Source organism: Streptomyces shenzhenensis (assembly GCF_003688995.1).
GTDB lineage: Bacteria > Actinomycetota > Actinomycetes > Streptomycetales > Streptomycetaceae > Streptomyces > Streptomyces shenzhenensis_A.
On sequence record NZ_PENI01000023.1, the window covers coordinates 1 to 20,630 of the forward strand.

Sequence of the window (20,630 nt, forward strand, 5' to 3'; positions counted from 1 at the left end):
GCCTCGGTGTCTCCGTGGGCTCCCCCGGATTTCTCGCACCGGACCAGGCCGTCGGCGGAGTCGCCGCCGAACCCGCCGACGTGTTCTCGCTGGCCGCCCTGCTCGTCCACGCCGCAACCGGACACGGTCCCTTCTCACGCGCAGGGGAAGAAATCCCCGCGGCCACGCTGATGTACCGAGTGGTCCACGAGGAACCCGACCTCACAGGCGTCCCCCCGGAACTGGTGCCGCTGCTCACCGCGTGCCTCGCCAAGGACCCGGCCGCACGCCCGACAGCGGCCCAGCTGAGCAGCCGGCTGGAGGAAAGCGCCGGCCCGGTCGGACGTTGGCCCGAGGAATGCCCCACGGCTCTCGCCGGACACCTCACCGAGACCGAGCAGGCGGCGCGCACCGTGGTCGACCTCGCAGCCCCCGCAGGTCAGGAATCGGCCTTACCGACGATCGCGGCCGACACCGTTCCCGCCGCCCCAAACGCCCCCGGGCGACACCTCCGGCCGGCCTGGCTGCTGACCACGGCCGTCGCGACGGTCGCGGTCACAGGGGCCGTGGTGGCCGCCGTCCACTTCGGTACGCAGCGTTCCTCAGCCGAATCCCCGCCGCCCGCACAGGGACAACCAACCGCCTCCACAACCCCGCAGAAGACACCGTCCGCCTCGGCTCAGCAGCCCCAGGACACGGGCGCGGCGCTGAAGGTCATACAGGCCACTTTCGAGCTGGCCACCGGAGAGTCTGTGGGTACCGACGCCAGGACCCTGACCATGCAGCAGGACGGAAACCTGGTGGCCGCCGACCAGGACCACACCGCGCGATGGGCCACGATGACCGCCGGCGAAGGCAACTCCGCCCGCTTCCAGACAGACGGCAACCTGGTCGTCTACAACAGCGACGGACAGCCCCTGTGGGCCTCACAGACCGATGGCCACCAAGGAGCAGTCCTTGTGTTCCAAGCAGACGGAAACATCGTGATCAAATCCGGCGACACCGTGCTCTGGGCAGCTGGAACGGAGGGCTGACCGTTCCCGCACCGGGACCGCCCACACCCCCGCGGCATGGACCCTGCCGGCGTTCCTCAGGGTGGATCAACACGGCACTGGTACCGGCGCACGCCACGCTCCGACTCCTGGAGGGCCGAGACGATCAGCGGAGCCCGGCGCCGACCACCACCGACCGCGACAACACCCCACGCCAAACCACCAAGTGGCCATGACCGCGAAGCTGACAGCCTCTGTGCCGCCGCTGCTCGTGTTCGGATGTGTCAAGCCCTCTCTGGAGCGGTGCCTGTCGGCGGCCGCCCCCAGCAGCCGCCTCATCGCCGCTGGCCGTGCGCTGTGGTCTGCCGGGCTTGCCGGCCATGGGCGGGATGCCCGTGCACATGTGTTGTCTCGGCGGGGGTTCACCGCGCTAAGCGTGCGGTGCGGAGGGAGACCGCAGGCGAGCAACCGGCGCCGAGGCCGAACGGCGGCCGCCGGTCGAGGACGCTGCTGAACTGCCGTTGAGGCCACGGCGTGATTCCGCGCCTGCCGCAGCCTCGCGGCATCGCGACCATCGTGTCGCTCGGTTCCCCGGCTGCGGTGTACTACCCGGACCGTTTCACGGATGCGGATGTGCCGGCTGGTGCGTCGACTGCTCGATCTCGTGCGCGGCCTTCCGCAGGATCCGCTGTGCCAGTCCATTGAGCGCCCGGGCGGTGGCAAGTTCTTCCCCCACCTGAGTCCGAACCGGATCGTCGGGATGACGTCTGGACTTGCCGTGTGAGCTGAGCCGGGTGGAGTCGGGCAGCCGGATCGAGGCAGTCGCCTTGCTCTCGTCGTCGGTCTGCTCGATGTCCAGCTCTATGCGCCAGGTGAGATGCGCTTTCATGGCGGGTCACCTCCGCTCCGCACGTGGTGAGCGTCTCCTAGGACAAGGATCTCATCCGGGCGTGCTGCGGGATTCTTGTACGGACGCCTACGCCCGCCACCGGCCCAAGCCCCGGCGCCCCCTGTGAGTGCCGCACTCATCGCCAGCCCGGAAAATTTACCCAAACTCTATTGACTTCGGGTAAAAGGCGTGCATTCTGTTTACCAGATCACAACACCGAAAGAGTCGCAAAGCCGGTGAGGACGTCTAGTCGGCGGAGCGATTTGGACAGGATGTGATTTAGGCCCCCGGCAAGCCGACGCGACACCGAGGCAACAGTGACGACTGAAGCCCCAGGACACGCGCAGCACTACCGGGGACTGTTTTGCTCTCGGAGGCAGACCGTCGCCCGCGAGTGGATCCGATCACTGCGCGTGGATCTCCGGCTGGATCTCGACAGTGAAGGTGGCGTCCTCGGGGGTGCCCTCCGTCTCGTGCCAGACGAGCACGCGCACGTGCCTCAGGTTCGAGGTGCCGTGCAGGTCCCACTCGGTCACCAGATCGGTGACGACGAGGGCGGCGACGTACTGTGCGCCGTGGGCGTGATCGTCGGTAGTGATGGTCCCCCGCCGCCGCGCGGCGTCGCCTCCGTAGGGACGCCAGCCCTCGGAGCCGTGCGGCTCCTCCACGCGGTACACCCAGTCCTTCTCGGTGCTCATGGCACCGATCCTGCCACCGGACGTGCGCAGCGCCCCACCAGGGCAGCCGACTGAGAAGAGGGCTCGCAGGCCCCGGTGCGGCGCGAGCCTCCCGGGCCCGGATCAAGTTGCGCGATGCGCTCGCCAAGCAGGCGAAACTCTCCGAGGACCGGCTTGCCCTGCTGCATGCCGATCCTGCCCGTGCTCGCCGACGTCGGCACGCTGGTGCGCGAGAAGATCGGCATGGACCGTATCCGCGCCGCGCACGCCGCTACCACCGTGCGGCTGCCGAAGGATCACGGGCATCTACAGCTGCTGGAGGGGTCCTACGTCCGCATCCGGCAGTGCGCGCCCAAGGCGCTGGAGGCGGTGCGTTCGTCGGTGGCACCGATGCGTAGCTGCTGATTGAGGCACTGGAGACTCTGCCCGTTCAAGCCTGCCCAGTGGGAGGTGTGCTGCGCGGAGTTGTGCCGCTGTGGACTGTGGCCGCGGACGAGCCCGGAACAGCGGTTTCTGCGGTGAGATACGGGCGGCGCTGCCACACGCGCCTCCGCTCACCGCTCCCGGCGCTTGGCTTTGTGACCCGTGCCGGGCGTGATGAGGAGCGACGCGCACCGGCGGTCAGATACCGAGACCGCCCGCGACACGTGTCTCCTGGCGGGTGAACTCACCCGTCAGCAGCGGCATGACCTTGGCGATGGAAGCCCTCGCCTCGGGCAGCTGCAACGACGCGTCGTGATGCTCTTTGCTCTGCCACACCTCGCTCACCCACACGGTGTCTTCGTCGGTGGCCGATTCGGTGACGACATAGAGATCACATCCCGCTTTGCGCAGGCCGTCAGCGCCGGCAACCAGTATGGCGACCACCTCCGCACGGTAACCGGGTTTGACCTTCATCGATCCGATATAGCCATAGCGCATGCCACTCCTCCTGATTACGTTCGCTGCTGGTTCTGCTCCGGCCGGCCTCAGCCCACCGCCTTCTTGACAAGCGCGCTGATGCGCTGTTCGTCGGCCGCGGTCAGCTCCGTCAGGGCGTAGGCGATCGGCCACATGGCGCCGTCGTCGAGTGCGGCCTGGTCGCTGAAGCCGAGGGTGGCATACCTCGACTTGAACTTCTGCGCGCTCTGGAAGTGGCAGAGGACCTTGCCGTCTCTGGCGTAGGCGGGCATCCCGTACCAGAGCTTGGGCGTGAGGGCCGGAGCGGCGGTCTTGATGATGTCGTGGATCCGCTCGGCGAGGGCCCGGTCCGCCTCCGGCATCTCGGCGATCTTCGCGAGCACGTCCCGCTCCGCTGCCGCCTCCTTCTCCGCGCGGGACGATCCTCGCCGTTCCGCCGCCTTCTTCTGCTCCTGCGCGTGCTCCTTCATCGCGGCCCGTTCCTCGGCGGTGAATCCGTTGTACTGCTCTGAGGCCGTGCCGGAGCTGTCGGCGGACGACTTCGTGGACTGCATGGCAGGTTTCCTCTCGTACAGGGATGAGGCGGGTCGGGGCGGGAGTGCGGGGCGGGGAATCAGGACGGCGTGGGGGCGAGCGAGGCGGCGGTCTCCCAGGCGAAGCCGTCCGGGTCGGTGAAGGGGCCAGCGGCGCTGCCGAGGACGATGCGGTGCGAGCCGGTGCCGTCGGCGGGGACGCCGAGGTCCTTGGCCAGGCCGCGGCGTTTGTACAGCGCCAGCTTGACGGGGCTGGACTCGTCGGAGGCGAACTCGGCGTACTTGCCGCCGAAGCTCCTGGCCACGGTCAGGCCCCGGCCGACGTAGAACTGCTTGCTGGCCTTCACGTCCTCGACGCCGAGCAGGAGGACGATCTCGTCGATCTCGCGGGTGGCCGGGCCGGTGTCCTTCTTCGCCGAGGTCGCGACCTTCCAGATCGTCCCGTCCGGGGCCTGGACGACACCGCCGTAGCCCCACAGCGACTTCGCGGCGGGCTTCAGCACCGTGGCACCGGCCTCCATGGCGGTGTCGACGAAGCGGTCGACGGTGGCCGGCCGGGACACCGTGAGAGCCAGGGTGAAGCCGCGGAAGCCGGTGGAGTGTGCCTCGGACGCCCGCAGGCGTATGCGCGTTTCCACTCCGAAGGCGGTGTAGAAGCGGCGGGCGGCCTCGGGGTCGGCTACCTCAAGGGTGACGGATGCGATGGACGTGTGGGATGCGGTGGAAGTGGTGATTGCCATGGCCATCACGCTAGGGGCTGCTCGGCGGCCGGGGCTTCTCGATTCCTGACCGATCTTGTCGCTTGCTTCGCCACACATGCCGGCATCCCCTCCATCACGACCGCCAGCCCGCACCGCCAGCCGTACCCGCGGCGCCTGCCTGGTCGGCCGCCTCGGCCGCCTGGCGCCGGAAGGCCCCGGGCGGCATGCCGACCGGTTCATGGACGCGACGCATGGACGCGACGCAGCCGCACGAGATCAGCCAGGCGCTGCGCCTGGACGCGTGCACGCCGCCACTCGGCGTGACACATGAGAACAGTCCCCGGGCCGCGCGGGCCGCGAACTCGGCTCCCTCGGCGCGGTGGCCGACTCCACCTGCCAGCCAGCGCCAGCCCTTGGTCTGGTCCCGCCTCCTGACTGCGCTTCCCGCACCGGGGGTTCACCATCCGGCTTTCGGCGTACGCAGGACGCGGTGTCCGCCCTGCGCCCTTGCCCAAGCTCGCGGGACATCGAACTTGTCGACGTTGGTGTAGCCAAACCCGCGTGCGAGCTTCTCCTGCTGAGTTCCAGACGGCGCCTGAGGGTCTTCGCCTTTCTACGTCTCATAGTAGTTTGGACCGGCCGGAGAGAGCCCTGTCGGGCGGAGGGGCGGCCGGGCAGAGGGAGGTGTCGGCGTGACGGGCGGTAGAGGGTCCGGGCGACGTGCGCGCGGGGAGCTTGAGGGCGAGGTGCTGGCGGCCCTGTGGGCGGCCGGCGGGCCGGCGACGGCGGCAGTGGTGCACGAGCACCTGGGCGGGGGCACGGCATACACAACGGTGCTGACGATTCTGACGCGGCTGTGCGAGAAGGGGCTGGTGACCCGGCGGAAGGAGGGGCGCAGTCACCTGTACGCGCCCGTGCACGACCAGCCGGGGCTTGCGGCGGCGGGGATGCATTCGCTGCTGGACGAGGGCGGGGACCGTGCGACGGTGCTGGCCCGCTTCGTGTCGGAGCTGTCGCCGGAGGACGAGCGCCTGCTGGAGCAGTTGCTGCACGGTGACGTGCCTGAGCGGGGGTAGGGCTGCGTTCTGACCGGTGCCGATGTATCTGCCGCTGCTGGTGAGCGCGGTGCCGGCGCTCGTGGCACGTGGGCGTTCACCGTCGTGGGGCAGGTGCCGTGGTCGGTGGGTGTGCTGAAGGCTGAGGCCCCGGTGAGCCGGGAGGCTGCACGGTGTGCGCCGGTGCGGTGCTGGTCGTGGCAGTGAGGGTGACCGTGGCGTCCTGGCGGCGGGGGCGCACGCTGGTCGATGCCTGACGGCAGTGTCGGGAGATCGCCGTGGGCACTGTTCGCAATGGAACGGTGGGCGGACGAGGGGGCCGGGTCCGTGGTCGCGGACAGGCGGCTGGTGGCGCGGACCATCTCACGGGCGCCCCTGGCGGCAAGCCAGGCCTGGAAGGGGAAAGGGGGTCAGCGGGCTGGGGTGTGCTGATCGTCCGGGTCCCGGGACGGCCGGCCCTTCTCCATGGCCCGGCGGCGCAGCAGGTGCCGAACGACCACGAGGCCGAGGGCGACACCAGCTGCGCCGAGCAGATACAGCTCGTACCGCTGGGCGGCCGGGTACAGGGTGCCGATGTGGTTTCCGGCGAGGGCGCCGAGGGTCACCCACAGGCCCACCCACAGCGCGGCCCCCAGGGCGTTGAAGGCGAGGAACCTGCGCCACGGCATTTCACTCAATCCGGCGACGATGCCATTGGCCTGGCGCAGGCCCTCGATGAAGCGGGCGACCGTGATGACCTTCCCGCCGTTGCGGGCGAAGAACGCCTCCGCCTTGGCGATGCGGGCCGGGGTGAGCAGTACGTAGCGGCCGTAGCGCGTCACGAGGCGGTGGCCGCCGTAACGGCCGATGACGTAGCCGATGTTGTCACCGCAGACGGCGGCGAGGAATGCGATCACGGCGACCGCGACGACGTTCAGCTGCCCTGCTCCCGCGTACACGGCGGCGGCGATCAGCACTGTCTCCCCGGGGACCGGCACACCGAAGTCCTCCAGGAAGAGCAGGCCGGCGACAGCCGCGTAGCCCCAGTGGTTCAGGAGCGGCGCGAGGTCGGCGAAGACCCCGGGCAGGGGAGGTGGTGCGGTCATCACGGATTACCTTTGCAACCGAGGCTACCCGGAGGGCCGCGCGGCGACCCCGGCGGTCAGCAGCGGTCGCAGGGCAGGCGTCGACAAGGCAGGCGTGAGGCATCGACCGGCAGGGCCGCACCTTCGCGACGATCTTCCTGACGGCCTCAGCGGCGGCGAAGGCGGTCACGACGGTGACCGGCGCGGCCGGCGCGACGGTCATCGCCTCCGTATCGCGGCAGCGCGGAACGGCCCGCGCCGCCGGTCAGACCTACGCCTCGATGAAGCACTGGTGATGCCAGAGCAATGCGAAGGTGATCACGGAGCAAAGCTACTACATATTGTAGAAGTATTTGTCCGGGAAGCCCTCGCATCCCGCCGCCATCGCCTCCCGAGCTTCTACATCATGTAGTAGCTTTCGTGCCGGCGCGCCCATCGCTGTCGCCCGGCCGGGCAGGGCGTGACCTCGGGTTGCTCACGGCACTGCCGTCACCCGGGCATGCCCGGCCGGGCGCCCATCCCGTCAGGAGGCTGATCGACCGTGCCCCAACGCGACGACCTGGTGCCGGAGTTGGTGCCCTCGCCAGCCGCCGTGCCGCCACGGAGCGCAGGACCCCGGCGGATCGCGATCATCTCTGCGAGTGTCGGCGCGGGGCACGACGGTGCGGCCGCGGGGCTCGCCGACCGGCTGACCACGCACGGTTTCGAGGTGGAACGGCACGACTTCCTCGACCTGCTGCCCGCCGGTACCGGAAGGCTGCTGTGCGGCGCCTACCACCGCCTGCTGACCTGGGCGCCGGCCGGCTACCAGCACCTCTACCGGACCACCGAGAGCGCCGCGCGCCCAGGCCTGGTGTGGCGGGCGCTGTTCCACGGCGCCGAGCGGCGCATGCTGGGGATACTCCGAACGGAGACGTGCGCGGTCGTCTCGACCTACCCGGGGGCCAGCCAGGTTCTCGGCGCGCTGCGGCGGCGCGACCTGCTGACGGTGCCGGCCTTCACCTACCTGACCGACTTCTCCGTCCACGCCCTGTGGGTCTCGCCCGGCATCGACGCACATCTCGCCGTGCACGCGATACCCGCCGCTCAGGCTCACGCGCAGGGTGCGGCCGGTGTCACCGTCGCCGGTCCGGTCACCGACCCACGCTTCGCTCCCGCGACCGCCGGGCAACGGTCCGCCGCCCGCGCCCGATTCGGCCTGCCCGAGCAGGGACCGCTCGCTCTGCTGGTCGCGGGCTCGTGGGGAGTCGGTTCGGTGCGGCGGGCCGCTGCCGAGATACGGGAGACGGGGGTCGCGGTGCCTGTGGTGGTGTGCGGGCGCAATCAGGCCCTGGTCGAGCGGTTGCGCCGGGACGGTATCGCGCACGCCTTCGGCTGGGTGGACGACATGCCCGGCCTGATGCACGCCTGCGACGTCCTGGTGCAGAACGCCGGCGGGCTGACCTCGCTGGAGGCGTTCGCCGCCGGGCTGCCGGTGGCCGGCTACCGCTGCATCCCCGGCCACGGCCACACCAACGCCGCAGCTCTGGACGAGGCAGGGCTCGCAGCCTGGATCCGCGATCCGGCCGACCTCGCCCCGGTGCTCACTGAACTCCTCCACGGACCGCGCGGCCAGGCTCAGCGCGCGGCAGGACTCGCCCTGCACCGATCCGCCCCCGGCCCCGTGCCCGCCATCGCCGCCAGGTCCAGGGCACAGCCTGCGCCAAGTCGACAGCCGGTAACGACGCGCCCCCAGGCCAGGCGGCGGCTTTCCCTGACGATGGCGGCCGCGGCGGCCACCGTCGCCCTCGGTGTCGCCGCCCCGCTCGCCTACGCCTACACCGAAGCACCTGCCCGCTTCACCGCTGTCGCCCACTACCTGGACGTTGACGAACGATGACGCCGGCACGCCCCGCTCTGCTGGCCGCAGCTGCCGTTCTCCCCGCGCTCGCCGTCCTGCACGCCGCCCCCGTGATCTCCACCTTCGGGCCGCTGCGCAACAAGGTGATGCCCCGCCTGGCCGGTCAGGGCCGACCGGACCACATCGCCCTCACCTTCGACGACGGCCCCGACCACCTATCCACCCCGCACTTCCTCCGCCTCCTCGACGCACGCGGGATCCACGCGACCTTCTTCGTACTCGGCTCGATGCTGGTCCGCTCGCCCGGGCTGGCGAAGGAGATGACCGACGCCGGACACGAGATCGCCGTCCACGGCTGGCACCACCGCCCCCTGCTCATGCGCGGCCCCCGCGCCACCCATGACGACCTTGCCCGCGCCCGCGACGCCGTCGCCGAGCTCACCGGGCGGCAACCGACGCGCTTCCGGCCCCCGTACGGGGTGATGACCGCCGCCGCCCACCTGGCCTGCCACCGGCTCGGGCTGACCCCCGTACTGTGGACCTGCTGGGGCGAGGACTGGCGCAAGAAGGCCACTGTCCGCTCAGTCCACGACACCGTCCTGCGGGACCTGCGCGGCGGCGGAACCATCCTGCTGCACGACTCCGACTGCACCTCCACCGCCGGTTCCTGGCGTACCACCCTCGGAGCGCTGCCCCACATCCTCGACACCTGCCAGGCATACGGCTGGCAGGTCGGCCCGCTCCATGACCACGGCATCTCCGACGATCGCACCGGCCGTCGCCTGCTGCCGCACAGCACCGTCACGCGGTGACCGCATCCGCGGCCTCACTTATCCCCATCCCTCTCAGCTCTGCCGCTTTCGCCCGGCGCCGCCGCGTCAGCGTGGTGCGCGCCGGGTCGTACTCGGGCCGAGGCTCTTCCGGCCGGGCCCGGTCCCGGCTCCCGCGGCGGAGAGTCACAACAACCACAGTCCGGGTAGCGCAACGGGTATGCCGGGCGGCATACTCCGGGGTATGGCAGACACCAGTGTCAAGATCGACGACGAGACGCGGGACCTCTTCAAGGCCCTGGCCGACGACCGCGGTATGTCCATGAAGGACTACCTCGCCGACCTCGCCCGGCGGGAGGAAACGACGCGCCGCCTGGAGACGGCAACCGCGGCCTTCCGGCGCGTCATCAACGAGCCCGGCCTCGTGGAAGCTTTCGACGCCGAGTTCGGCGGACTCCCGACGGTGACGCGCGACACCCCGCGGGCGGCCTGACCTGTGTCTGGTCCCGAACTGTACGTCGACTACCGGTGGTTCCTGGAGCGTCAGGAAGAGCTTCTCCCGGACGACCTGACCGTGAACGACTTCTCCGTCCTCGTCGGCATGGCCGCCCGTCACCGGGTCGACCCGCCCCGGCACGACCAGCACTCTGATGCCTACTGGCGAGCCGCCGTGTTTCTGGAGGAGTGCGTTCTGCTACGCCCTCTCCCCGCCCGCAACGAGGTGTTCGGCTACGGCGTCGCTATCGCCTACCTCGAGGCCTCCGGGCAACGGGTCGACACGAAGTTCGAGCTGTGGCGAGAGCTGATCTACGACATCCGCGCCCTGCACGTGGACTCCTATGAAGTCGCCGACCGTCTGCGCTCCTGGTGCAGTACCGGCTGAACCGGACGGGACGGGCAAGCGGCGGAACACCGGGTCGCGCGGGGCCGGTTGGCCGAGCGGCAGCCGGGCCAGTTCACCCTCGCCCAGGGCCCGGCCGGGCGAGGCGGCGGGTCATGAGCAGGGTCGTCGACCAGTAGATCATCGCCTCGGCGCAGTGCGCATCAGGTGGGCCACGAAGCCGCGCATGTCGTCGCCGCAGCGGCTGTCCGCGCAGCCGGTCGTGGAACTTCCTGACCAGGCCGTGGTCGTGCCGGCGGCGGGCCGTTGTCCACGAGGTAGCGGATCGCGTCGAGACTTCCGTTCCACGCCCACCCCTCAAGATCGGAACGACAACAGCCACCAGACCTTGCAGGCTCGGCACCAGCCGTGGTCGCAGCGGGGCACGTGGTGGACAGGCCCGCGACCCTCCCGGCGCTGCTCCGCGCGGCGGCCGGCTGAGTCGTCACGTCAGGCGGCGTGCGAATTGCGCTGGTGTCGCATGGTATTGCTTCTTGAAAGCGCGGATGAAGTGGCTGCTGTCGGTGAAATGCCAGAGCGCGGCGGCCTCGGAGACGCTGAGTTGTGATCCGGAGGCGGTGAGCGCTGTGGCCGCTTCCTCCAGGCGTCGGCGGCGGATGTAGGCGCTGAACGACTCGTCCAGACTCTCGAAGGCCCGCTGCAGGGTGCGACTGATACGTGCAGTTGCGCGGCTATCGTGGTCGGCGACAACTCGGCGTCAGTGAGCCGGGCATCGGCCAGGTTCTTGGCCGCCTGTGCCAGCGCCGGGGTGAAGGTGGGCTCGCGGTCGTCGAAGTGATCGAGGATCAGCCCTTTGGCGAGTTCGAGCAGGGCGTTGCGGGATGCGTGCGCCCCCGCCGGGCTGAGGCCGCTCACGGTCCGCTGCACCATGCTGGTGTGTGCCATGAGGATCTGCGCTGCGGGCGAGGTGGCCTGACGTATGTCTCGGCCGACACCTACTTCATGCACCACGTCGTGACGGAGAATCACTTCCACACCACGCCCGTGATCGGCACCCGCATCTTCATCTTTCCCGGCGACGCTCTGCGGCTGCTGTACGAACTCGGTGTCGAGGGAGCCCGCAAGCTGCTCGACGACGTTCAGTCGGGGCCGGTCGAGAAGCTCGACGTGGACGAGAAGGGGATCACTGTCCCCGCCCAGGTCGGCGACGTGCGGGTGCGCATCATCAAGCCCGTCGGCAGCACCGGTGTCCTGCCTGTGATCCTCTACGTGCACGGCGGTGGCTGGATTCTCGGGAACTCCGGTACCCACGACCGTCTGGTGCGTGAACTGGCCGTGGGCGCAAAGGCCGCCCTGGTCTTCGTCGAGTACGACCGCGCCCCGGAGGCGAAGTACCCGGTCGCCATCGAGTAGGCGTACGCGACCGCCCAGTGGGTCACCACCAAGGGCACCGAAGAAGGTCTGGACGGCGCCCGTCTGGTCGTCGCCGGTGACTCCGTCGGCGGCAACATGAGCGCCGCCCTCGCCTGGGCGGCGCAAGGCGAGAGCGACCCCGTTCACGGGACGAGGCTCCCGAGTCCTATATGTGACACAGGTCACACCGAGGGGAAAACCTGTCTCGCGGTCCCCGCGTCTTGCGGGTGTGAGAACACTCAGGAAGGCACCGGACGAACTGGATGAGGAAGGGCTCGTTCGGCTCGTGGCCAGGGGCGATCGCGCGGCGTTCGAGGAGTTGTACCGGCGTACGGCGCCGTGGATGGCGGTGCGGCTGGGCCGGCGTTGCGCCGACGAGCAGATTGTCGCCGAGGTCATGCAGGAGACGTATCTGGCGGTGTGGCGCGCGGCGGGTGCGTTCGCCGGATCCGCGGTCGGAGGAACGGCCGTCGGCTGGCTGTGGACGATCGCGGCGCGCCGCCTCGTGGACGCGTTCCGGCGCAGGGCCCACCACGCGGAGCCGCCACTCGCGGCCGCCGTGCAGCCCATGGCGCCCACCGCCGAGGAAGAGGTGCTCGCGGCGACCGTGGACGGTGACGTCGGGGACGCGCTGCGGCGCCTTGCGCCGGAGCTCAGACAGGTACTGCAGGCCATGGTGCTCGACGGGCTGTCCGTCCGGGAGACCGCGGTCCTGCTCGGGCTGCCCGAGGGCACGGTCAAGACCCGTGCTCGTCGGGCCCGGATCGCGATGCGGAAGGCGCTGGCATGAGCGGGGAACACGCGTCGATGCGGATCATCGACGGATATGTGCGCGGAGGCGCGGACATCGCCGCCGACGAGGTGTGGGCCGTGGAGGCCCATCTGGAGGAGTGCCGGGTGTGCCGTGACCGGCTGTCGGCCGCCGTCAGGGCACAGGCGACCGCCGCCGCGGTGCGGGGGCCGGACGTCGCTGCGCTGGTTGACACCGTATGGTCCGGTCTCGAACCCCAGCTGGCTGCCACTGTCCCGATGCCGCGCCGACGGTTCTGGTCGTCGCGGCTGTCGAAGTGGCTGACGCCCACGATGGTGCCGTGGCTGGCCATGGTCGCGAGCGTGACGCTGCTCGCGCTCATGCTCGACCTGGTCGACGCCGACTCCGGCGAGGTGTCGCTGGTGTTGCTGCTCGCCCCGGTCCTGCCCGTGCTCGGCGTCGCGGCGTCGTGGTCGCGTGGCCTCGACCCGGCGTACGAGCTGACAGCCTCGGTGCCCAGGGCTGGGCTCCACCTGGTGCTGCGGCGTACCACGTCGGTGCTCGTCGTGCTCGTACCCGTGCTGTCGGTGGGGGGATGGACGACGGGGGTGACGGCCTGGCAGTGGCTGCTGCCCTGTCTGGCCTTCACCTCGGCGACCCTTGCGCTCGGCGGTGTCATCGGCGTGAATCGTGCCGCCGTCGCGCTGGTGACCGTGTGGGCCGGCGTGATCGTGGCGCCGACCCTGGCCACGAGCCGTACGACCTTCGCCCTGCAGACGGACGGTCTGTCGGTGTGGGGGCTGATCCTCGCGCTCGGCATCGGTGTCGTGATCGCCCGCAAGGGCGCCTACTCCGTGCTGGGAGCACATCGTTGACTATCGGAAGGGACCATATGATGCGCGCGGTAAGCGTGGCCGACATCGCACCGACACCCTACGCCTGGCAGATCCGGGCCGCCGGGCTGAAGGTCAGAGTCGGCCGGAAACGGATGGCCGTCGACGGGCTCGACCTGTCGCTGGGCACCGGCGTACACGGCCTCCTCGGACCCAACGGGGCGGGCAAGACCACCCTCATCCGGGCGCTGGCCACCGTACTGCGCCCCACCGAGGGCACCCTCGAACTGCTCGGCGAGCCCGTGGGCGGCCGGGGCGAGCACCGTGCGCTGCGCCGCCGGATCGGCTACCTGCCGCAGGAGTTCGGCTACTACAAGCGCTTCACGGTGCGCGAGTTCGTCGAGTACATGGCGTGGCTCAAGGAGGTGCCCAAGGCGGACATCCCGGCGGCGGTACAGCGCGCTGTGGAGCGGGTGGGCCTGGCGGACCGCGCCGACGAGCGGATGAAGGCCCTGTCGGGTGGCATGGTGCGGCGAGTCGGTATCGCCCAGGCCATCGTCAATGACCCGACGATCCTGCTGCTGGACGAGCCGACGGTCGGCCTGGACCCGGCGCAGCGGCTGCGCTTCCGCGAGCTGCTGCAGGAACTGGGCATGGACACCTGTGTGCTCGTCTCGACCCACCTGGTGGAGGACGTCGCCGCCGCCTGCACCGACGTGGTGCTCTTCGCCCAGGGCCGACTGGTCTTCCAGGGCACCCCCGAAGGACTGGCCGCGGCAGGCGGCCCCGAGCACGTGGGCGACAGCCCGCTTGAGCGCGGCTACTCGGCGCTGCTGCAGGGGCCCGTCAAGCACGGAGGATCCTGGTGAACATGCGCATCCTGCGTATCGAGCTGAAGCGCTCCATCGCCCCGTGGGCCGGAGTCGCGGCCTTCACGATGTCACTGGCCGTCATGTACCTCGTGATGGAAAAGGATTTCCTGACCACCACTGGATGGACGAACCAGTGGACTTCCATGGCCCTCGAGACCCGCGCCCCGCTTTACTTCGTGTGGCCGCTTGCCGCGGGACTCGGGGCACGGCAGGGCCTGCGTGACCACCGCTCCGGGGCAACGGAGCTGTTGATCAGCACACCGCGGCCCACCTCGCACCGCGCGGCCGTGCTGTCGGCCGCGACGGCGATAACACTGGCTGCGGCTTTCACGGCCGTAGTTCTCGTCGGTGGAGTGCAAGTCCTCACCAACACCAGCTATACACACCTCGGATGGGTGCCGATTTCGCTGGTGGGGGCGCTGACTGTGGTCTCTGGGGCTGTACTGGGCATGGGGGTGGGGCGCACCCTGCCCTTCGTACTCACCCCTCCTGCGGTAGCCATGGGCATACTGGTACTGACGGTACTCGCGCAGTTGTCCTTGGAGAAGGTGGACGCGGCGACGGGGTTTTCGACCTGGGAGCCGAACCTGTTCTCGCTGCTGTCGCCGGCAGCACAGGAAGCACGCGATGTACTCCTCACACTCTCCGTGTCCGTGCACGTCGGACAGGCAATCTGGCTGTGCGGCATGGCCGCGACCGGCTTCGTACTGCTCACCGCCGCAAACCTCCGTAACCGGCTCATCGCGCTGGCGCCGGTCGTGGCGGGTGCGGTGATCGCCCTTCTCGTTCTCCCGTCCGACCCACGTCAGGTGTACGTCGTCGACAAGGCCGCAGCGCGGCTGGTGTGCGACGGCCCGGTATGCGTGACCAACACGCACCGGGCACGGCTGAACGACTTCGCGGGCCCGGCAAGGGATGCACTCCGCATGATGAGGAGTGCTCTGGGGGACCAGGCACCGATTTTGATCCGGGAAGACACCGAGGTGTGGCCGGACAGCTCGCGGCCGCGCCGGTTCCGCCAGACCGCTCTTTTCGACTTCGAGGACCATGAGATCGCCGCCGCCAAGGGAAAGGAACTCACCAGGGCCCTCATCGCCAACAGCCTGGTACCGAGGTGTTCCGCGTACCTGGGCGCGACCAGCAGCAGTGACGTCTCGGCGCAGAGCATCGCTGCGAGCTGGGTTCTCGACGAACCCGAGCCGCACAGCAGCGACATGGCCTACCTTTCGAGCGGCCAACAGGACGAGATCCGTAAGGTGTACGGGGAACTCACAAGTCTCCCACGCGCCGAACAGCGTTCACGGATCAGCACGATGTACCTTGGCGCGGTCGCGTGCAAGGGCGATCCCTTCGCCGCGCTGGGCGGCGGTGCTTCACGATGAGATGGCTGACTTTGTACGCACGCTCACGCCAAGTACCCGCGTCGCTCGCGGCGGTGGTGATCGTCACAGCGCTCGGCTGGGCATTCGCCCGGGAGGGGAGTGACAATCTGCGGCTGCCTCTGCTCATTGTCGGTGCAGGGGTGATGGCAGCCTCTACCGGGTTGAGCGGGCAGGACTTTGCGCTGGACCGAACAGCCGCAATCCGGTGGCTGCCCCGCAGAGCGGCGCATGTGCTGCTCGCCGGCGTGATGGTCGGCACGGTGCTGATGACAGCACAGGCAATCAGTGCGCAGATGGTTCCGGTCGAACTCGTGGTCCGAAACTGCGCGGGCTTGATGGGGCTGGCCGCGCTGGGCGCCGTTGTTCTGGGTGGCCCGTATGCGTGGTCCTTGCCATTCGCCTGGCTCGCGTTCGCGCTATTTACCCCGCCCGCTACCAGTGTGTCGATGGAAGTGGCCACCTGGATGCTCCTGCCACCGGACACGGCTGCGGGAACCTGGACGGCACTTGTCCTTTCGGTCCTTGGCACGACCGCCTACGCCGTCGCCGGACCGAAGCGGTAGAGAGAGTGAATCAGCCGCTTGCAGGGCCCGCCCGTCGCGCCCCGCCGCCGCAGATCATGGAACAGCCGCAGCCCCCCGCCGCATGACCTTCCCGTTACCCGCTTGAGCTCCGCCGCCGTGCGGTGCGCAAGGGGAACGCCGAACTCAAGCGGGCCAACGAGATCCTGAAGGCCGCGGCGAGTTTCTTCGCGGCCGAGCTCGACCGGACCCACACGGAGTCTTTGAGGGCCCGGAGAGGGTTTCCCGCTGTCCCCAGCACGGGATGCGGACCGTGCCGCCGTCACCTCGGGAACCCTTGTCTGCCCAGCACTTGATGCCGGCCCCGGCGAGGTCGTCGACAATGCCGTGTTCGCGGGCCGCGCGGACGTCGTGGACGGTGCCGGGCAGGGCCGGTGAGGCCCACAGCAGCCGGCCGAAGGGGACTGCGATGACGTGCACGTTCACCCTGTGCTTCTTGTGTTTGCCGGAGTAGAACGGCCGGTCCGCGGCGATGTGGTCGATCGGCAGGAGCATAGGGGTAGGCCGTCGTGGTTCCGACGCCGAACCCGGACGCGAGCTGGGCATATGTGTGCCCCACGCGCAGATGGGCGAGTGTCGGCAGGGCCTGGCGGCCGACGCTCAGGCCCCGCCAACGGGAGCCGATCGTACGGCGGTGCCGCGGCAACCGCTGCGTGAGGAATCGGAGGGCAGAGCTGGACACGTCGACGCCCGACGGGTGAACAAGCACGTGAAGCCTCTGGTGGAGACGGTTCGCTTGGTCGAGAACCCATCTACCAGGGGCTTCACCACGTTGTCGGCCCAACTGCGGTTCTTCAAAGACAGGTTGGAAAAGGGCCGCGGGTGCGGACCTCGTCTTGGACCTGGTCGTCGCCGGTCAGGGGGGCGACCGCCGTGACCTACGCAGCGCAACCTGACGGTCCGGGGAAGCACACTGTGCCGAGGAATGAGGTGCCCCGGCCGCATTGTTTACATCCTCGACGTGCTGAGTGACGGCCGCGGCCGGCGGCGCATGCATCCCCAAGCCCCTTCCGTAGGCCCGTCTCGGACATCCGCAGTCCGGTACATACCGCCGGCGACGGCACGGTCCCGTGAGAAAGGACAACCATGGCAGACCGGGCGGCACTGGCAGCCTTTCTACGGGCGCGCCGCGAGGCCCTTCAGCCGGAGGACGTCGGGTTGCCCCGCGGCCGTCGCAGGCGTACCGGAGGGCTGCGCCGCGAGGAGGTCGCGGCACTCTGTGACATGTCGGTGGACTACTACAGCCGGCTTGAACAGCCGCGAGGCCCCCACCCCTCGGAGCAGATGCTCGCCGCGATGGCCCGCGGTCTGCACCTGTCACTGGAGGAGCGCGACCTTCTCTTCCAGCTCGCCGGCCACGCCGTGCCGCATCGCGCGCGGCACGGCGACCACATCAATCCAGGGATGATGCGCATCCTGGACCGGCTCGAGGACACCCCCGCCCAGGTGATGAACCACCTGGGCGAGACACTGAAGCAGACGTGCCCGGCGGTGGCGCTGCTGGGTGACCAGACGGCCCACACCGGACTGGCGCGCAGCGCCCATTACCGCTGGTTCACCGACCCGGTCTCCCGCCTCGTCCATCCCGAGGACGATCACGCCGAGCAGAGCCGTCTGATGGTGGCGGACCTCCACGGCGCCTACACCCGCGACGGCGGCGACTCGCGTGCTGCCGAGCTCGTGGACGCGCTGAACGGGGAAAGCCCGGAGTTCGCCGGCATCTGGCGTGAGCGCCCCGTGTTGGGGCCCAACTGCGTCTCCAAACGCTTCCGGCACCCGCAGGTCGGGCTGCTGGAACTGCACTGCCAGACGCTGGTCGACCCCGACCAGTCCCAGCGGCTGGTCGTCTACACCGCGACGCCGGGAACCGAGAGCCACACCAGCCTCCAACTGCTGTCCCTCCTGCCGATCACCCAGGGAACGCCCATCCCGGGCAGCCCGTGAGGAAGAGCGCGTACAAGTAAGGCGGAGAAGGCCGCACATGGGCTCGTCCGTTCAACTGCCATGCAGGAGCCCGCGTTCCGGGCACGGGGCGCCCGGTGCGATCGGTACGGCGCCTCTCCGCCTCGCCGTAGCGGGGACCCACGGGCCCCCGCTCATACTTGCCGTCCCGCTTCCCGGCGCTGATACCCCCGCCATTTCGCGGGCTTTGTCACCCGCGCCGGGATCCGCGTGACGTGCGGGCGGTCGGCAGGTCTGGCGAAGAGTGGCGGTGCTCTACCCGAAGGCCCCCTACTCCAGCGCAGTTGCCGAAGAGCGTGCCAAGCCGGCCCGGCGGCCACGGCGCAGGTCCGGTGGGGGCTCGGCAGAGGCGGCGACGGTACGTCCGGTGAAGCGTAGGCCGCGAGGAGGTACCGGGGCCATGGATGTGCCGTGGGTGTTAGGCCCAGCCGAGGGCGTGCTCGTGGGCCAGACGCGGCATGCGGTCGAACTCCGGTGCTCCGGCCGGGTGGCCCATGTTGACGACGAGGATGGAGTGCCAGTCTCTGCCAGGGAAGAACTCCTTGTCGATCCCGGCCGGGTCGAAGCCGGCCATCGGTCCGGCGGCCAGGCCGAAGGCACGGACGGCGAGGATGAAGTAGCCGGCCTGGAGCGGCCCGTTGAAGGAGGCTATGCCGTCACGCTGGGCGGGCTCCGCTTCGAAGTGGTCCTTCAGCTCCGGGCGGATCGGCAGGATGTGCGGGATGTGCTCGTGGAAGCGGTGGTCGACGGCAAGGACCGCGACGGCGGGCGCGGAGGCCGACTTGGCCCGGTTTCCTTCGTCGAGGTGCGGTAGCAGGCGCTCCTTGCCTTCGGGCGTACGGATGTACAGGACGCGCAGCGGCTGCGTGTTCGCCGCGGTCGGGGCCCAGCGGGCGAGCTCCCAGATGCCGGTCAGCGTCTCGTCGCCGACGGGCGTGCCGGCGAAGGAGTACGCGGTGCGTGCGTCGGTGAACAGCGCGGCGCGGGCCTCGTCGTTGATACGGGGAAGGGTTCCAGGAACGGACATACGGGACTCTCCGTGCTCGTTGTAATGAAGTAGCTTCAAAAATATATGCCGCTTCTAAAAACAGAGCGACCTCAGGCAGGGTAGCACCCGGCTACCCTGGAGGCATGGAGGAAGCAAAGGGCACTCGATCGGCTGACTCGGGCGGCGCCGGCGCGGGGGAGCATCATCCGGCGGCCTGCGACGGTGCGCTGATCAAGGCGTTCGGCTTTCTCGGCAAGCGGTGGAACGGCGTCATCCTGGCCACGCTGCAGTACGGACCACTGGGTTACGCCGAGTTGCGGCGCGCAGTGGAAGGCATCAGCGACTCGGTTCTCTCGGAGCGGCTTTCCGAACTGTCCGCTGCCGGTCTCACTCTCCGCGAGGTGGAGACCGGACCGCCCGTCACGGTCCGCTACCGTCTCACCTCGGACGGGAAGGCTCTGATGCCCATCCTCGGCGAACTGGCCGGATGGGCGTCCCGCCACCTGCCGGACACGCCGACGGCCCCGCAGCGCGGCAGCCGCGGCTAGAGACCGTTTTCGTCTCCTACTCCAGCGACGTGGCGTCGGCTGAGACGTCGTGCATCGACTCGGCGATGTGGCTGGGGACGGGCTCGCGGCGCGCCCCGGTCGACGGGGACCACTCCAGATTGACCTGTAGGTCCGGGTCGGCGTCGGGATAGTCGGACCGGTTGTGACAGCCCCGGCGTCGAGTCCGGCGGCGAGCCCGGTCTCGTCCCGCACCGCACCGGCGCGCTCCGTCATCAGGTGGCGCACCGACCGTAGCAGCGCGCGGACGTTCTGATCGCCGTCGGCGGCCAGAAGCCGGCTCACGTCCGCCGCGGCGCGAACCGCCGCCGGTGACCGATGCTGGGCGGTGAGCCTGGCCGAGTACTCCGCCGCGGCCCGGCCGGCGATTCGGCCGTAGACGAGCAGTTCGATCAGGGAGTTCTCCTCCAACCGGCTCGCGCCGTGCAGACCACTTGCCGCCTCACCGACCACGTAGAGCCCCACCCGGAGTGCGGCGACCGTCAACGCTGTACCGATGCCCCGTCGGCGATGCGCTTCGGCCACGTGCACGAGGTAGATCCCGGCCACCCCTTGGGCGGTGATCACCACCGTCGACCCGACCACCCGGCCGTGCAGCACTGCCGCCGACGTACGGTACGTCCGGACCACCTCCGCCAGCCGTTCCGCGTCCCGGACCGGGGTCACACGCAGGTCGGCGTGGGCATTGTCCGAACCGGCCGGAGTGGACGTGTCGTTCGGGCCGGCCGGGTGGTCGAGCGATCTCACCATCAGCGGAAGGACGGTGAGTTGCTGCCCTTCGTGGCGCTGCAGGGCGTCGGCGGTGTCCTCGGGACCGTCGGGTCCGACCCACCACCACCAGGGAAGACCCGCCAGGTCCCCGCGGGCGGTAGCCACGGCCTGCCCGACCGCGGACGCGGAGCGCACTCGCACCACGCCATTGAACTGCGGGGTGGCAAGCCCGCTGCGGTACTGATCGACGGCGGATCCCACTCGGCGGGGCTCGGTGAGTGTAGTGCCGTCCGCGGTGCCGCTTTCCTGCGAGAGGACCCCGCCAGCACT

Annotated in this window: 21 protein-coding genes and 4 pseudogenes; 15 read left to right on the forward strand and 10 right to left on the reverse strand. The window is 69.7% G+C overall.

The features are described from left to right. Positions 1–1,013, forward strand: a pseudogene (locus CTZ28_RS47285) (hypothetical protein); the annotation flags it as partial. Between the two features lie 577 nt (positions 1,014–1,590). Here the strand turns inward: CTZ28_RS47285 and CTZ28_RS29690 are convergent. Both CTZ28_RS29690 and CTZ28_RS29695 read right to left on the reverse strand, forming a co-directional pair. After that, positions 1,591–1,860 (reverse strand): DUF1876 domain-containing protein, encoded by a 270-nt coding sequence (locus tag CTZ28_RS29690; RefSeq protein ID WP_121892804.1) that lies wholly within the window; start codon positions 1,858–1,860, stop codon positions 1,591–1,593. Positions 1,861–2,264: 404 nt separating this feature from the next. Further along, positions 2,265–2,558, reverse strand: a complete 294-nt coding sequence (locus CTZ28_RS29695) for a hypothetical protein (protein WP_121892805.1) — start codon at positions 2,556–2,558, stop codon at positions 2,265–2,267. A gap of 165 nt (positions 2,559–2,723) precedes the next feature. Here CTZ28_RS29695 and CTZ28_RS29700 point away from each other — a divergent pair, with 165 nt between their 5' ends. Further along, positions 2,724–2,942: a hypothetical protein gene (locus tag CTZ28_RS29700; RefSeq protein WP_121892806.1), complete on the forward strand. Its 219-nt coding sequence runs from the start codon at positions 2,724–2,726 to the stop codon at positions 2,940–2,942. A gap of 216 nt (positions 2,943–3,158) precedes the next feature. Here the strand turns inward: CTZ28_RS29700 and CTZ28_RS29705 are convergent, their stop codons facing one another. The 3 genes from CTZ28_RS29705 to CTZ28_RS29715 are packed head-to-tail and all read right to left on the reverse strand — an operon-like array spanning position 3,159 to position 4,716. Then, the gene (locus CTZ28_RS29705; protein WP_121892807.1) at positions 3,159–3,458 is read right to left on the reverse strand and encodes a putative quinol monooxygenase; all 300 of its coding nucleotides are present in this window, start codon (positions 3,456–3,458) and stop codon (positions 3,159–3,161) included. A gap of 47 nt (positions 3,459–3,505) precedes the next feature. Continuing rightward, positions 3,506–3,991: an iron chaperone gene (locus CTZ28_RS29710; RefSeq protein WP_121892808.1), complete on the reverse strand. Its 486-nt coding sequence runs from the start codon at positions 3,989–3,991 to the stop codon at positions 3,506–3,508. 59 nt (positions 3,992–4,050) lie between these two features. After that, positions 4,051–4,716 carry a VOC family protein gene (locus CTZ28_RS29715; protein WP_121892930.1) on the reverse strand — a complete coding sequence of 222 codons (666 nt, stop codon included), beginning with the start codon at positions 4,714–4,716 and terminating at the stop codon, positions 4,051–4,053. A gap of 647 nt (positions 4,717–5,363) precedes the next feature. Here CTZ28_RS29715 and CTZ28_RS29725 point away from each other — a divergent pair. Then, positions 5,364–5,747 carry a BlaI/MecI/CopY family transcriptional regulator gene (locus CTZ28_RS29725; RefSeq protein WP_121892809.1) on the forward strand — a complete coding sequence of 128 codons (384 nt, stop codon included), beginning with the start codon at positions 5,364–5,366 and terminating at the stop codon, positions 5,745–5,747. 389 nt (positions 5,748–6,136) lie between these two features. Here the strand turns inward: CTZ28_RS29725 and CTZ28_RS29730 are convergent, their stop codons facing one another. Then, entirely contained in the window at positions 6,137–6,811 is a 675-nt protein-coding gene (locus CTZ28_RS29730) for a DedA family protein (RefSeq protein ID WP_121892810.1), read from the reverse strand. Between the two features lie 520 nt (positions 6,812–7,331). On the opposite strand from CTZ28_RS29730, the gene CTZ28_RS29735 reads away from it, so the two are divergent. The 4 genes from CTZ28_RS29735 (at position 7,332) to CTZ28_RS29750 (ending at position 10,283) form a co-directional block, all read left to right on the forward strand. Continuing rightward, positions 7,332–8,669 (forward strand): MGDG synthase family glycosyltransferase, encoded by a 1,338-nt coding sequence (locus CTZ28_RS29735; RefSeq protein ID WP_121892811.1) that lies wholly within the window; start codon positions 7,332–7,334, stop codon positions 8,667–8,669. Next, complete coding sequence (locus CTZ28_RS29740) at positions 8,666–9,442, forward strand: polysaccharide deacetylase family protein (protein ID WP_121892812.1); 777 nt, start codon at positions 8,666–8,668, stop codon at positions 9,440–9,442. The genes CTZ28_RS29735 and CTZ28_RS29740 overlap by 4 nt, the downstream gene beginning before the upstream one ends. Positions 9,443–9,644: 202 nt before the next feature. Beyond that, positions 9,645–9,893: an antitoxin MazE7 gene (locus tag CTZ28_RS29745; RefSeq protein ID WP_121892931.1), complete on the forward strand. Its 249-nt coding sequence runs from the start codon at positions 9,645–9,647 to the stop codon at positions 9,891–9,893. A 3-nt stretch (positions 9,894–9,896) separates the two neighbouring features. Next, entirely contained in the window at positions 9,897–10,283 is a 387-nt protein-coding gene (locus CTZ28_RS29750; protein ID WP_121892813.1) for a toxin Doc, read from the forward strand. Positions 10,284–10,725: 442 nt separating this feature from the next. On the opposite strand, the gene CTZ28_RS48730 is transcribed toward CTZ28_RS29750, so the two are convergent. Then, entirely contained in the window at positions 10,726–10,956 is a 231-nt protein-coding gene (locus tag CTZ28_RS48730; protein WP_310887633.1) for a helix-turn-helix domain-containing protein, read from the reverse strand. A gap of 374 nt (positions 10,957–11,330) precedes the next feature. Here CTZ28_RS48730 and CTZ28_RS29760 point away from each other — a divergent pair. The 6 genes and pseudogenes from CTZ28_RS29760 to CTZ28_RS29785 form a co-directional block, all read left to right on the forward strand. Then, positions 11,331–11,792 (forward strand): annotated as a pseudogene (locus CTZ28_RS29760) (alpha/beta hydrolase fold domain-containing protein); the annotation flags it as partial. Between the two features lie 91 nt (positions 11,793–11,883). Next, entirely contained in the window at positions 11,884–12,444 is a 561-nt protein-coding gene (locus CTZ28_RS29765; protein ID WP_121892814.1) for an RNA polymerase sigma factor, read from the forward strand. Beyond that, positions 12,441–13,280, forward strand: coding sequence for a zf-HC2 domain-containing protein (locus tag CTZ28_RS29770; RefSeq protein WP_121892815.1), 840 nt, complete (start codon positions 12,441–12,443; stop codon positions 13,278–13,280). Before CTZ28_RS29765 ends, CTZ28_RS29770 begins: the two co-directional genes overlap by 4 nt. Positions 13,281–13,297: 17 nt before the next feature. Further along, on the forward strand, positions 13,298–14,107 hold the full coding sequence (locus CTZ28_RS29775; RefSeq protein ID WP_183154656.1) for an ABC transporter ATP-binding protein: 810 nt from the start codon (positions 13,298–13,300) through the stop codon (positions 14,105–14,107). 2 nt (positions 14,108–14,109) lie between these two features. Then, entirely contained in the window at positions 14,110–15,492 is a 1,383-nt protein-coding gene (locus CTZ28_RS47795) for a hypothetical protein (RefSeq protein ID WP_310887634.1), read from the forward strand. Further along, positions 15,489–16,055: a hypothetical protein gene (locus tag CTZ28_RS29785; RefSeq protein ID WP_121892817.1), complete on the forward strand. Its 567-nt coding sequence runs from the start codon at positions 15,489–15,491 to the stop codon at positions 16,053–16,055. The genes CTZ28_RS47795 and CTZ28_RS29785 overlap by 4 nt, the downstream gene beginning before the upstream one ends. Before the next feature lie 231 nt (positions 16,056–16,286). Here the strand turns inward: CTZ28_RS29785 and CTZ28_RS29795 are convergent. Continuing rightward, positions 16,287–16,782, reverse strand: a pseudogene (locus CTZ28_RS29795) (transposase family protein); the annotation flags it as partial. A gap of 377 nt (positions 16,783–17,159) precedes the next feature. On the opposite strand from CTZ28_RS29795, the gene CTZ28_RS29800 reads away from it, so the two are divergent. Continuing rightward, entirely contained in the window at positions 17,160–18,017 is an 858-nt protein-coding gene (locus tag CTZ28_RS29800; RefSeq protein WP_121892819.1) for a helix-turn-helix transcriptional regulator, read from the forward strand. A gap of 436 nt (positions 18,018–18,453) precedes the next feature. Here CTZ28_RS29800 and CTZ28_RS29805 read toward each other — a convergent pair whose 3' ends face one another. Next, the gene (locus CTZ28_RS29805; protein WP_121892820.1) at positions 18,454–19,062 is read right to left on the reverse strand and encodes a malonic semialdehyde reductase; all 609 of its coding nucleotides are present in this window, start codon (positions 19,060–19,062) and stop codon (positions 18,454–18,456) included. Between the two features lie 104 nt (positions 19,063–19,166). Between CTZ28_RS29805 and CTZ28_RS29810 the strand changes: the two genes are divergently transcribed. After that, positions 19,167–19,571 (forward strand): winged helix-turn-helix transcriptional regulator, encoded by a 405-nt coding sequence (locus CTZ28_RS29810; RefSeq protein WP_121892821.1) that lies wholly within the window; start codon positions 19,167–19,169, stop codon positions 19,569–19,571. A gap of 16 nt (positions 19,572–19,587) precedes the next feature. Here the strand turns inward: CTZ28_RS29810 and CTZ28_RS48735 are convergent. Next, positions 19,588–20,051, reverse strand: a pseudogene (locus CTZ28_RS48735) (succinate dehydrogenase); the annotation flags it as partial. Positions 20,052–20,630: the final 579 nt, after the last annotated feature.